Raw genomic sequence first — 12,358 nt, forward strand, 5'->3', positions numbered from 1 at the left:
CCGGTGCCGCCGTCACCCTGGGCACCGGCGGCACCGGCGGGACCGGCGGCGCGGTCGGCGGTGCGGGCGGCACGGCGGGCCACGCGGGCAGCCCCGGTACCGGCTTCCCACAGGTCGGCGGTGCCGCCACCGGTGGCCTCGGCGGCAGCGCCGGCGCGGAGGGCGGCGGCGGTGGTGGCGGCGGCAGCGGTGCCGCGGTCGGTGTCGGCGGGACCGGCACCGGCGGCAAGGGCGGCAACGGCGGCCCCTAGCGCGGCGGCTACGTCAGGACGGCCAGCTCCTTGGGGAACTTGGTCAGCAGTTCCGGTGCCTTATCGCCCACGACCAGCGTGTCCTCGATGCGGACACCGCCGCGGCCGGGCAGGTAGACCCCGGGCTCCACGGTCACCACCGAACCCGCGAGCAGCGTCCCGGCGGACGTCGCCCCGATTCCCGGCGCTTCGTGGATCTGCAGCCCCACGCCGTGGCCCAAGCCGTGGCCGAACTGCTCGCCGTAGCCGGCGTCGGCGATCGGCTGCCGCGCCGCGGCGTCCACGTCGCGCAGGTCGGCGCCCGGCCTCAGCGCCTCCCGGCCGGCCCGCTGCGCGTCGGCGACGAGTTCATAGATCTCCAGCTGCCATTCGGCGGCCTTGCCCAGCACGAACGTGCGGGTCATGTCCGAGTGGTAGCCGGCGACCAGGGCGCCGAAGTCGATCTTGACGAAATCGCCATCGGCCAGCACCGCGTCGGTCGGGCGGTGGTGCGGGATCGCCGAATTCGGCCCGGCGGCCACGATGGTGTCGAACGAGATCGCGTCCGCGCCGTGGTCGAGCATCAGCGACTCCAGCTCGCGGCCCACCTCGCGTTCGGTCCGGCCGGGCCGCAGCCCGCCGCGCTCGACCAGGTCGGCCAGCGCGGCGTCGGCGGCCTCGCAGGCCAGCCGCAGCAGCGCCACCTCGCCGGCGTCCTTGACCTCGCGCAGCGCCTCCACGGTCCCGGCGGCCCGCACCAGCTCGGTGGCGGCCTTGCGCTCCTCGACCTCGCTCCGCAGCGCGTCGAAGCCGTCGACGGTGACCACGTTGCTCTCGAAGCCCAGCTTGCCGACGCCGGCGTCGGCGGCCCGGCCGACCAGGTGGCGCCCGACGGCCCGCTCGATGGCGACCTCGAGGTCGGGGGCCTGCGCGGCCGCCTGCGTACGGTAGCGGCCGTCGGTGGCCAGCACGGGCCCGCGATCGTCGGCGAAAACCAGCAACGCGCCGTTCGAGCCGGTGAAACCCGACAGGTAGCGGACGTTGATCAGGTCCGTGACCAGCATCGCGTCCAGCCCGCTGGCTCCGATTTGCGCTTTCAGATTGTCTCGACGCTGGGAATGTGTCACGACCCTTGACGGTACTCGCTACGCTTTTCCTTCATGAGGAACTGGATGCTGCGCGGATTGGTGTTCGCCGCGGCCATGGTGGTACTTCGATTGCTCCAAGGTGCGCTCATCAACGCGTGGCAGACACAGGCCGGTCTGATCAGCATCGTGCTGCTGATCCTGTTCGTGATCGGCGTGGTCATCTGGGGGGTGCTCGACGGGCGGGCGGACGCCAAGGCCCAGCCGGATCCGGATCGCCGCCAGGACCTGGCGATGACCTGGCTGCTGGCCGGCCTGCTGGCGGGCATCCTCAGCGGCGCCGTCTCCTGGCTCATCGCGCTGTTCTATCAGGGGCTCTACACCGGCGGCCTGATCAACGAGGTGACGACGTTCGCGGCGTTCACCGCGCTGCTCGTCTTCGTGCCCGGGATCATCGGCGTGGCGGTGGGCCGCTGGCGGATCGACCGCAACCCGCCGCCCCGCCCACATGGCGAGGACGAGGAGCGCGCCGACACCGACGTCTTCTCGGCGGTCCGCGGCGACGAGACGCCCACCGGCGAGATACCCGCCCAGACGGCCCCCGGGGCCCGGGCCGAGGAGCGCACCGGGTCGGTCGCGACCGCCGAGCGCGACGCTCCCACCGAAACCATCCCGACGTCCGGCGACGACGCCAAGACCGAGGTGATCCGCACGGACGACGCCAGGCACGCCAAGCCGGGCGAGGAGCCGGAGAAGGGCTAACCCCAGGCCAGGTAGCGCAGGGCGAGCAGATAACCCTGAATGCCGAGCCCGACGATCACGCCGGTCGCGACCGGGCTGATGTAGGAGTGGCGCCGAAATTCCTCGCGCGCATGCACATTAGAGATGTGCACCTCGATCAGGGGCGCGCTCAGCTCGGCGCACGCGTCGCGCAGCGCCACCGACGTGTGGGTCAGGCCGCCGGCATTGAGGATCACGGGCTCGCCGGCATCGGCGGCCAGATGAATCCAGTCCAGCAGCTGGGCCTCGCTATCGCTTTGCCGCACAACGACTTTCAGATCCAGGGCGGCCGCCTCGCGCTCGATCAGCTCGGCCAGCTGGTCGTGCGTGGTGTCGCCGTACACCTCGGGCTCGCGCCGGCCCAGCCGCCCCAGGTTGGGGCCGTTGATGACGTGCACCGTCTTACTCATCGGCCAACCCCGCGTAGGCCGCCGCCAGCAGCGACGGATCCGGCCCCGTCAGCCGGCCCGGCTTCCCGAGCCCGTCCAGGACGACGAACCGCAGCACGCCGGCCCGAGTCTTCTTGTCCCCCGCCATGTATTCCAGCAACTGCGGCAGCGCGTCGGCGTCGTAGCTGACCGGCAGGCCCAGCGAGGTGAGGATGCTGCGGTGGCGCGCCGCGGTGGCGTCGTCGAGCCGGCCGGCGAGCCGGGCGAGCTCCGCGGCGAACACCAGCCCGACCGAGACCGCGGCGCCGTGCCGCCACCGGTAACGCTCCCGGCGCTCGATCGCGTGCGCCAAAGTGTGGCCGTAGTTCAGGATTTCGCGCAGCTCGGACTCCTTCTCGTCGGCGGAAACCACCTCGGCCTTGACCGCGATCGCGCGCCGGATCAGCTCCGGCAGCACCTCGCCCGCCGGGTCGAGGGCGGCCTCCGGGTCGGCTTCGATGAGGTCCAGGATCACCGGGTCGGCGATGAAGCCCGCCTTGACCACCTCCGCCATGCCGGCGACGAGTTCGTTGCGCGGCAACGTTTTCAGCGTCGCCAGGTCGACCAGCACGGCCAGCGGCTGGTGGAACGCCCCGACCAGATTCTTGCCCGCGTCGGTGTTGATGCCGGTCTTGCCGCCGACGGCCGCGTCCACCATGCCCAGCAGCGTGGTGGGCACGTGCACGATGTCGACCCCGCGCAGCCACGTCGCCGCCGCGAAACCGGCGACGTCGGTGGCCGCGCCGCCGCCGAGGCTGACCAGCGCATCCCTGCGGCCGATCCCGATGCGACCCAACACTTCCCAGATGAACCCCACGACGGGCAGGTCCTTGCCGGCCTCGGCGTCCGGGATCTCGATGCGGTGCGCGTCGATTCCCTTGCCCGCCAACCGGCTTCGAATTTCCTCGGCGGTGTCGCCCATGACGGGCTGGTGCAGGATCGCGACGCGGTGCCGACCGGCGAGCAGGCTTTCCAGCTCGCCCGTCAGCCCGGTGCCGATGACCACCGGGTACGGCTCGTCGACGGCCACGTACACGGTGACCGGCCCCTTGGTGTCCGTCACGTGGCGGCCTCGCTCGGCGTCTGCAGCCGCGAAACGATGTGGCGGACCACCGCGCCGGGATTGCGGCGGTTGGTGTCGACCCGGATGGTCGCGACGCGCCGGTACAGCGGGGCGCGCTCGGCCATCAGGGCGCGGTACTTCTCGGCGCGGTCGGGCCCGGCCAGCAGCGGCCGCACGGCGCCGCCGCCGGTGCGCCGCACCCCTTCCCGGGCGCCGATCTCCAGGTAGATGACGGTGTGGCCGGCGAGCGCGTCGCGCACGCCGGGGCTGGTGACCGCGCCGCCGCCGAGCGACAGGACGCCGTCGTGGTCGGCCAGCGCCGCGCGCACCACCTCTTCCTCGATGCGGCGGAACTCCGGCTCGCCGTCGGTGGCGAAGATGTCGGCGATGGTGCGGCCGGTGCGCTGCTCGATCGCCACGTCGGTGTCGAGCAGGCCGACGCCGAGCGCCTTGGCCAGCCGCCGGCCGATGGTGGACTTGCCCGAGCCCGGCAGCCCCACGAGCACCGCTTTGGGGGCCATCACGCGGTACCGCGCGCGGCCGGCGCTTCCCGGTCGGCGACCGCGCGCTGGTAGGACTCGATGTTGCGGCGGGTCTCGGTCAGGGAGTCGCCGCCGAACTTCTCCAGCGCCGCGCGGGCCAGCACCAGCGCCACCATGGTCTCGACGACGACCCCGGCGGCCGGCACCGCGCACACGTCCGAGCGCTGATGGATGGCGACGGCCTCGTCGCCGGTCGCCATGTCGACGGTGGCCAGCGCCCGCGGCACGGTGGAGATCGGCTTCATCGCGGCCCGCACGCGCAGCGGCTGCCCGTTGGTCATGCCGCCCTCCAGCCCACCGGCCCGGTTGGTGGAGCGGACCACGCCGTCGGGCCCCGGGTACATCTCGTCGTGCGCGCGGCTGCCGCGGCGGCGCGCGGTCTCGAAGCCGTCGCCGATCTCGACGCCCTTGATCGCCTGGATGCCCATGACGGCGGCGGCCAGCTGGCTGTCCAGCCGGTTGTCGCCGCTGGTGAACGAGCCCAGCCCCACCGGCAGGCCCGTTGCCACCACCTCGACCACGCCGCCGAGGGTGTCGCCGTCCTTCTTGGCGGCCTCGATCTCGGCGATCATGGCCGCTTCGGCGGCCTTGTCGAACGCGCGAACCGGGCTGTCGTCGATGGCGGGCAGGTCGGCGGGCGCCGGTGGCGGGCCGTCGTACGGCGCCGACGGGCCGATCGAGACGACGTGCGAGAGCACCTCGACGCCGAGCGCCTGGCGCAGGAACGACCGCGCGATGGTCCCGGCGGCGACGCGGGCGGCCGTCTCCCGGGCGCTGGCCCGCTCCAGCACAGGCCGGGCGTCGTCGAAGCCGTACTTGAGCATCCCGGCGTAGTCGGCGTGGCCGGGCCGCGGCCGGGTCAGCGGTTCGTTGCGGGCTGAGCTTTCCAGGTTCGCCAGTTGGCCTGGGTCGACGGGGTCGGTGGCCATCACGGTTTCCCACTTCGGCCACTCGGTGTTGCCGATCTCGACGGCGATCGGGCCGCCGAGGGTGACGCCGTGGCGTATCCCGGACAGGATGGTCACCGCGTCGCGCTCGAACTTCATCCGCGCGCCGCGGCCGTAGCCGAGGCGGCGCCGAGCCAGCTGGTCGGCGATTTCGGTGGAGGTGACCTCCACGCCGGCGACCATGCCGTCGACCACGGCCACCAGCGCGCGGCCATGGGATTCTCCGGCGGTGATCCAGCGCAACACCCGTTCATCTTCCCATGTGGGTACGCGCTGACTTAAATCCCGAGCCATCCGCCGAAATCGACGCCAGCGCGTGGGTCTCTCGCACTTTTCCGCGCTGCCGTCGATTTCGAAAGGAAGGTCACGCAAGTGCCAGGCCGACCGCGGCGGCGGTGGCCAGGCACATCGCGGGGCCGTGCGGAACCGCCCGCATGCCACGGCACACCCCGACCAGTGCCGTGAGCAGCGGCGCGCCCAGCGCCGCCAAGAACCACACCGGGGCGCCGAAGCAGCCGGCCAGCCCGCCCAGCCCGATCGCCAGCTTGACGTCACCGGCCCCCATCGCGTTCGGCGCCAGCAGGTGGACCAGCAGGTACGTCCCGCTCAGCGCCGCCGCCCCGGCGAGCGCGGGCAGCCCGCGGCCGGCCACCGCACCGCCCAGCAGGATCGCGGCGGCCCCCGGCAATGTCCGCGAATTGGGCAGCCTGCGCCGCCAGATGTCGCAGCAGCTCAGGGCGCCCATCCAGAGCAACACGACCCCGGCCACCATGCGCGGCAGGCTAGCGCAGCGCCGCCTCCATCGCCGCTCGCGGCGCCGGCAGCCCGGTGAACTGCTCGACCTGGGAGAAGGCCTGGTGCAGCAGCATCTGCAGGCCGTTGATCACCCGGCCGCGGGCGGCGTCGACCGCGGCGGCCAGCGGCGTGGGCCACGGGTCGTAGACGGCGTCCAGCAGCACCGGGATGGCGGCCAGCGTTGCGGCGTAGCGCGCGGCCACGTCGGCGGGGATGGTGCTGACCAGCACCTCCGCGCCCGCCACCTCGCCGGCCAGCCCGTCGCTGTCCAGCGCGCAGAACCGCGTCGCCACGCCGACCCGCGCGCCGAGCTCCACCAACCGCGACGCCTTGCCCGGGTCGCGGGCCACCACCGTGATGCCCGTGACGCCGAGCCCGGCCAGGCCCACGACGGCCGCCGGGGCGGTGCCACCCGATCCACAGACCAGCGCCCATCCCGAAGCCGAGCCGATGGCGCCGGTGACACCGTCGACGTCGGTGTTGTCGGCCCGCCAGCCCGCCGGGGTGCGCACCAGGGTGTTGGCCGACCCGACGAGCTCCGCGCGCGCGGTGCGTTCGTCGGCGACTCGCAGCGCGGCGAACTTGCCCGGCATCGTGACCGAGACGCCCACCCACTCCGGCCCGAAGCCGCCGACGACGCCCGGCAGCTCCTCGGCGCCGCAGTCGATGCGCTCGTAGGTCCAGCCGTCCAGGCCCAGCGCGCGGTAGGCCGCCAGGTGCAGGTCCGGGGACTTCGAATGGGCGATGGGGCGCCCGAGCACCCCCGCCTTCCTAGCGGGCCGAGTCGAGGACACCGTTGCGCTTAGCCAGCTCGATATTGGCCAAATGCTGCTGATAGTCCTTCGTGAACAGCGTCGTGCCCTGGGCATCGATGGTGACGAAGTACAGCCAGTCCCCCGGCTCCGGATGCTCGGCCGCGCGCAGCGCATCGACGCCGGGCGAGCAGATCGCCGTGGCCGGCAGCCCCTGGGACACGTACGTGTTCCACGGCGTCTTCTGGCCCCGGTCGGCGTCGGTGGTGGCGACCTCGCGGCGGTCCAGCGGATAGTTCACCGTCGAGTCGAACTCCAGCGTGTGGTGCGCATGCAGCCGGTTGTAGATGACCTGCGCCACCTTCGGGAAGTCCTGCGTGTTGGATTCCTGCTGCACCAGCGAGGCGACCACCAGGATGTCGTAGGGCGACAGGCCCATCGCCTGCGCGGAATCCACCAGACCCGACTTCGCGTACTCCACGGCGCCCGCGCTGATCAGGCTCGTCAGGATGCTCTCGGCCGACGACGAGGGGTCGACGTTGAACGTTCCCGGCGCGATCAGGCCCTCGATCCGGCGATGATCCTTGCCCAGCTCGGTGACCGGCTCGACCGCCCACGGCGGCACCGCCAGGGTCGTCGGCGCGGCGTTGGAGGCCGCCGCGCGCAGGTCGTCCACCGAGACGCAGCGCTTGTTGCCGTCGAGGTCCACGCAGGTGGCGCGCGAGATCAACGAGAAGATGCCGGGGTTCACCACGTTGGTCTTCATGTCGGTGGTGTCGTCGAGCTGACGGCCCTCGGGGATGACCAGCCGCCCCACCCGGCTGTTCGGGTCGGCCAGCCGGGCGACGGCGTTGGCCGCCGGGATTTCGGTGCGCATCCGGTAGAAGCCGGGCTGGATCGAGTTGATCGCGGCGTTGCCATGCGCCGCGTTGACGAACGCGCGCACCGTGGCGACCACGCCCTGGTTGTGCAGCGTCTCCCCGACCATCGTCGTCGAGTCGCCGGATTGGATCTGAATCACGATGTCGCGCTTGCCGTTTCCGCTGTAGTCGTCACCGGAGCCGAACACCGTGTTCCACAGCCTGGTGCCGACGAAGACGGCGACCACCGCGATCACGACGAGCACCACCAGGGTGATTCGGCCGGCGACGCGTTTGCGCTGTTTCCCGCGTTCCGCGCGGTTGCGGTCGACGCGGCTCATCCTGCGCCGGGGCGGCCCGACCGCGCTGGGCTCGGCGCGCTCGCGCCGCGCGCTGTCAACCACGGCCGGCTCCCCTGCGCTGGTCGAGCCAGCTCTGCAGGATCGCCACCGCGGCCGCCTGGTCGATCACCGACCGCTGCTGTTTGGCCCGCACGCCCGCGGCCCGCAGCGACCGCTGCGCGCTCACGGTGGTCAACCGCTCGTCGGCCAGCCGCACCGGCGTGGGCGCGATCCGCCGGCCCAGCGACTCGGCGAGCTCGATCGCGTCCTGCGCCGACGGCCCGGTCCGGTCGGCCAGCGTCCGCGGCAGCCCGACGACCACCTCGACGGCTTCCAGCTCGGCGACGAGCTCGGCCAGCCGGCGCAGGTGCCTGCCGGAGCGGTCGCGGCGCACGGTTTCCACCGGGGTGGCCAGGATGCCGTCGGGGTCGCTGACGGCCACGCCGATGCGCACGCTGCCGACATCGACGCCCAGGCTCCTCCCTCGCCCGGGGTCCTGATCGGGATCGCCGGGCCGGTCGGGGAGGCGGTGCTCTGTCAAAACCACTCAGCCGACCCGCGCTATCGCCCTGTGCACTGCAGCAAGCGCGGCGTCGATTCCGGTGGGATTCTTTCCTGAGCCCTGCGCCAGGTCGGCCTTGCCGCCACCGCGGCCGTCGACCTCCACGGCGAGCTCTTTGACCAGGTCGTTAGCGCTGAGACCGAGGTCCTGGGCGGCCCGGTTGGCGGCGACGACGTACGGCACGGTCCCGCCGTCGCCCTCGGCGATGAGCACCACCACCGCCGGGTCGTTGCCCAGCTTGCCGCGGATGTCGCCCACCAGGGAACGCAGGTCGGCCGCCGTCATCCCGCTCGACATCCGCTGCGCCACCACACGCACGTTACCGATCCGCTCCGCGCCGGCGGCGGCGTTGGTGGCGGCGGCGCGGGCGCTCGCCAGCCGGGCGCGTTCGAGTTCCTTCTCGGCGGCCTTGAGCCGGTCGACCAGGTTGGCGACCCGGGCCGGCACCTCGTCGGAGGGCACCTTCAGCGACGACGCCAGCCCGGCCATCAGCGCGCGCTCCTTGGCCAGGTGCCGGAACGACTCCAGCCCCACGTAGGCCTCGACCCGGCGCACCCCGGAGCCGATCGACGACTCGCCCAGGATGGTGACCGGGCCGATCTGCGCCGAGTTGTGCACGTGGGTGCCGCCGCACAGCTCCAGGGAGAACGGCCCGCCGATCTCCACCACCCGCACCTCGTCGGGGTAGGCCTCGCCGAACAGCGCCATCGCGCCCATCGCCTTGGCCTTTTCCAGCTTCTCGGTGAAGGTGTGCACCTCGAAGTCGGCCTGCACGGCCTCGTTGGTGACCTCTTCGATCTGGGTGCGCTGGTCTTCGGTCAGCGGCCCCTGCCAGTTGAAGTCGAAACGCAGGTAGCCCGGCCGGTTCAGCGACCCGGCCTGAACGGCGTTGGGCCCCAGCACTTGTCGCAGCGCGGCGTGCACCATGTGGGTGCCGGAATGCCCCTGGGTGGCGCCCCGGCGCCAGCCCGGGTCCACGGCGGCGACGACGGTGTCGCCCTCGACGAATTCGCCGGACTCCACGTTGACCCGGTGCACCCACAGCGTTTTGGCGATCTTCTGCACGTCGGTGACGGCGGCGCGGGCGCTCTCGTTGGCGCCGGTTCCGCTGATGCTGCCCTCGTCGGCGATCTGGCCGCCCGACTCGGCGTAGAGCGGGGTGCGGTCCAGCACCAGTTCGACCCGGTCCGCGCCGGCCCCCTCCCCCTGCAAGCCGTGCGCGACCACCGGCACCCGCTTGCCGTCGGCGAAGATCCCCAAAATCCTTGCCTCGGAGGTCAACTCGTCGAACCCGGTGAACTCGGTGGGCCCGGCGTCGACCAGCTCGCGGTAGGCGCTCAGGTCGGCGTGCGCGTGCTTGCGCGCGGCGGCGTCGGCCTTGGCCCGCTGGCGCTGTTGCAGCATCAGCTCGTGAAAGCCGCTCTGGTCGACCTGCAGGCCGGCCTCCGAGGCCATCTCGAGGGTGAGCTCGATGGGGAACCCGTAGGTGTCGTGCAGGGTGAAGGCATCCGAGCCCGAGACCACCTGGGCGCCCGACGATTTCGTCGCGCTGACCACCTCGTCGAACAACCGCGAACCCGACGACAGCGTCCGGTTGAAGGCCGTCTCCTCGGCCACGGCGATGCGCCGGATTCGGTCGAAGTCGGTGACCAGCTCGGGATACGACGGGCCCATCGAGTCGCGCACGGTGGCCATCAGGTCGCCGACGATCGGGTCCTCGATGCCCAGCAGCTTGGCCGACCGGATCACCCGGCGCAGCAGCCGGCGCAGCACGTAGCCGCGCCCGTCGTTGCCGGGGCTGACGCCGTCGCCGATCAGGATCGCCGCGGTGCGGCTGTGGTCGGCGATGACGCGGTAGCGCACGTCGTCGTCGTGGTTGCCGACGTCGTAGGGCCGCGGGGCGCGCGCCGCCACGACATCGATGATCGGCCGCAGCAGGTCGGTTTCGTAGACGTTGTGCACGCCCTGCAGCACCAGCGCGATCCGCTCGACGCCCATGCCGGTGTCGATGTTCTTGCGCGGCAACGGCCCAAGGATCGGGTAGTCCTCCTTGGTGCTGCCCTCACCGCGCTCGTTCTGCATGAACACCAGGTTCCAGACCTCGAGGTAGCGGTCCTCGTTGGCGACGGGTCCGCCCTCGGGGCCGAACTCGGGGCCGCGGTCGTAGTAGATCTCCGACGACGGCCCGCACGGCCCGGGAATGCCCATCGACCAGTAGTTGTCGGCCATGCCGCGGCGCTGGATCCGCTCGGCGGGCAAGCCGGCGATCTCCTGCCACAGCTGGACGGCCTCGTCGTCGTCGTGAAACACGGTGGCCCACAGCCGATTCGGATCCAGGCCGTAGCCGCCGTCGGCGATCGGATTGGTCAGCAGCGACCAGGCCAGCTCGATCGCGCCACGCTTGAAGTAGTCGCCGAACGAGAAGTTGCCCGCCATCTGGAAGAAGGTGTTGTGCCGGGTGGTGATGCCCACCTCGTCGATGTCGGGGGTGCGGATGCACTTCTGGATGCTGGTGGCCGTCGCGTAGGGCGGGGTGCGGGCGCCCAGGAAAAACGGCACGAACTGAACCATGCCGGCGTTGACGAACAGCAGGTTGGGGTCGTCGAGGATCACCGATGCGCTCGGCACCTCGGTGTGGCCCGCCTTCACGAAATGATCGAGGAATCGCTTCCTGATCTCGTGTGTCTGCACTTTGAGTTCGCTTCTTCCTGTTGCTTCGACTTGCCTTGATCGGGGATTCCCAGCCTAGACAGCTAGCCCTCCAGGAAGCTCAACCGCACCGACCGCCGCGGATTGTCCCGGTTGAGGTCGACCAGCACGATGCTTTGCCAGGTGCCCAGCTGGGGGTCGCCGCTGGCGACCGGCACCGTCACCGACGGCGCGACGATGGCCGGCAGCACATGGTCGGCGCCGTGTCCCGCCGAGCCGTGCGCGTGCCGGTAGCGGTCGTCGCGCGGCAGCAGCCGTTCCAGCGTGTCGACCAGGTCGTCGTCGGAGCCGGCGCCGGTCTCGATGATCGCGACCCCGGCCGTCGCGTGCGGGACGAACACGTTGCACAGGCCGTCGCCGTAGCTGAAGCAGAACCGCCGCACCGCATCGGTCAAATCGACGACGCGGCGACGGGCGGTGTCCACCTCCAGCACATCGGTATGCACCTGGTCAAGCCTACGGCGAGGCCGGCATGACCGGCCAACCGACTGTGAGGGCGGCCACACCCCCGGGGGGCATTGCCAGCCCGGGCCGGCAGGAGGAACGTATCTCGTTGGACCGGTGGCGCCACCGGGGCGCTGCCCCGACCGGGAGGGGGTGGACCGTGTACGCACGCTCTACCACTATTCAGGCGCAACCCTCGTCCATCGACGCCGGAATTGCGCACGTCCGCGATGAGGTGATGCCCGCGCTGCAAGGCATGCCCGGTTGCGTCGGGGTGTCGCTGCTGGTTGACCGTGACTCCGGCCGGTGCATCGCCACCAGCGCCTGGGAGAGCGACGAGGCCATGCGCGCGAGCACTGAGACCGTGCGGCCGATCCGCGATCGCGCGGCGGAAACGTTCGGGGGCGCGGCAGAAACGAACGAGTGGGAGATCGCGGCACTTCATCGTGACCACCGCGCGCCCGAGGGTGCCGGCGTCCGAGCGACCTGGGTCAAGGTACCCGAAGGTCAAATGGATTCGGGCATCGAGTTCTACAAGTCGTCCGTCCTGCACCAGCTGGAGGACCTCGACGGCTTTTGCAGCGCCAGCCTGCTGATCGACCGGGCCTCCGGGCGTGGCGTGTCGTCCGTGACGTTCGACAGCCTGGACGCGATGGAGCGCAACCGGGACCAGGCGAGCGCGCTGAAGATCGCGTCGATGCGCGAGGCGGGCGTCCAGGAACTCGACGAGCGCGAATTCGAGCTGGCGTTGGCCCATCTGCGGGTACCCGAGCTGGTCTGATCTCGGTTCGAACCCATTGCCACCCCCAGCCGCGAGGAG

Annotated in this window: 14 protein-coding genes; 3 read left to right on the forward strand and 11 right to left on the reverse strand. The window is 71.6% G+C overall.

The window, feature by feature from the left end; all coding sequences use genetic code 11:
- The coding region (locus AWB89_RS27290) for a hypothetical protein (protein WP_193791363.1) at window positions 1-251 on the forward strand (251 nt) is incomplete at its 5' end.
- An 8-nt stretch (window positions 252-259) separates the two neighbouring features.
- On the opposite strand, the gene AWB89_RS15275 is transcribed toward AWB89_RS27290, so the two are convergent.
- On the reverse strand, window positions 260-1,357 hold the full coding sequence (locus AWB89_RS15275; RefSeq protein WP_085174790.1) for a M24 family metallopeptidase: 1,098 nt from the start codon (window positions 1,355-1,357) through the stop codon (window positions 260-262).
- Between the two features lie 33 nt (window positions 1,358-1,390).
- Between AWB89_RS15275 and AWB89_RS15280 the strand changes: the two genes are divergently transcribed.
- On the forward strand, window positions 1,391-2,077 hold the full coding sequence (locus AWB89_RS15280) for a B-4DMT family transporter (RefSeq protein ID WP_085174792.1): 687 nt from the start codon (window positions 1,391-1,393) through the stop codon (window positions 2,075-2,077).
- On the opposite strand, the gene aroQ is transcribed toward AWB89_RS15280, so the two are convergent.
- The 10 genes from aroQ to AWB89_RS15330 form a co-directional block, all read right to left on the reverse strand.
- Window positions 2,074-2,505, reverse strand: a complete 432-nt coding sequence (gene aroQ / locus AWB89_RS15285) for a type II 3-dehydroquinate dehydratase (protein ID WP_085174795.1) — start codon at window positions 2,503-2,505, stop codon at window positions 2,074-2,076. The genes AWB89_RS15280 and aroQ overlap by 4 nt on opposite strands.
- Window positions 2,498-3,586: a 3-dehydroquinate synthase gene (gene aroB / locus AWB89_RS15290; RefSeq protein WP_085174797.1), complete on the reverse strand. Its 1,089-nt coding sequence runs from the start codon at window positions 3,584-3,586 to the stop codon at window positions 2,498-2,500. The genes aroQ and aroB overlap by 8 nt, the downstream gene beginning before the upstream one ends.
- The gene (locus AWB89_RS15295) at window positions 3,583-4,107 is read right to left on the reverse strand and encodes a shikimate kinase (RefSeq protein ID WP_085104084.1); all 525 of its coding nucleotides are present in this window, start codon (window positions 4,105-4,107) and stop codon (window positions 3,583-3,585) included. Before AWB89_RS15295 ends, aroB begins: the two co-directional genes overlap by 4 nt.
- Window positions 4,107-5,321 carry a chorismate synthase gene (aroC, locus tag AWB89_RS15300; protein ID WP_085174799.1) on the reverse strand — a complete coding sequence of 405 codons (1,215 nt, stop codon included), beginning with the start codon at window positions 5,319-5,321 and terminating at the stop codon, window positions 4,107-4,109. Before aroC ends, AWB89_RS15295 begins: the two co-directional genes overlap by 1 nt.
- Window positions 5,322-5,439: 118 nt before the next feature.
- The gene (locus AWB89_RS15305; RefSeq protein WP_085174801.1) at window positions 5,440-5,847 is read right to left on the reverse strand and encodes a prepilin peptidase; all 408 of its coding nucleotides are present in this window, start codon (window positions 5,845-5,847) and stop codon (window positions 5,440-5,442) included.
- Window positions 5,848-5,857: 10 nt separating this feature from the next.
- A complete protein-coding gene (locus AWB89_RS15310) occupies window positions 5,858-6,664 on the reverse strand; it encodes a shikimate dehydrogenase (protein WP_241520508.1) in 807 nt (268 codons plus the stop codon).
- The gene (locus AWB89_RS15315) at window positions 6,642-7,823 is read right to left on the reverse strand and encodes an endolytic transglycosylase MltG (protein ID WP_139830885.1); all 1,182 of its coding nucleotides are present in this window, start codon (window positions 7,821-7,823) and stop codon (window positions 6,642-6,644) included. The genes AWB89_RS15310 and AWB89_RS15315 overlap by 23 nt, the downstream gene beginning before the upstream one ends.
- A 55-nt stretch (window positions 7,824-7,878) precedes the next feature.
- Window positions 7,879-8,370 carry a Holliday junction resolvase RuvX gene (gene ruvX / locus AWB89_RS15320; protein WP_085104075.1) on the reverse strand — a complete coding sequence of 164 codons (492 nt, stop codon included), beginning with the start codon at window positions 8,368-8,370 and terminating at the stop codon, window positions 7,879-7,881.
- Entirely contained in the window at window positions 8,371-11,076 is a 2,706-nt protein-coding gene (gene alaS / locus AWB89_RS15325; RefSeq protein WP_085174805.1) for an alanine--tRNA ligase, read from the reverse strand.
- Window positions 11,077-11,138: 62 nt separating this feature from the next.
- Window positions 11,139-11,528 (reverse strand): secondary thiamine-phosphate synthase enzyme YjbQ, encoded by a 390-nt coding sequence (locus tag AWB89_RS15330; protein WP_096866117.1) that lies wholly within the window; start codon window positions 11,526-11,528, stop codon window positions 11,139-11,141.
- A gap of 170 nt (window positions 11,529-11,698) precedes the next feature.
- On the opposite strand from AWB89_RS15330, the gene AWB89_RS15335 reads away from it, so the two are divergent.
- Window positions 11,699-12,319 carry an antibiotic biosynthesis monooxygenase gene (locus AWB89_RS15335; protein ID WP_085174807.1) on the forward strand — a complete coding sequence of 207 codons (621 nt, stop codon included), beginning with the start codon at window positions 11,699-11,701 and terminating at the stop codon, window positions 12,317-12,319.
- Window positions 12,320-12,358 lie beyond the last annotated feature (39 nt).

Source organism: Mycobacterium paraense (assembly GCF_002101815.1).
Classification (GTDB): domain Bacteria; phylum Actinomycetota; class Actinomycetes; order Mycobacteriales; family Mycobacteriaceae; genus Mycobacterium; species Mycobacterium paraense.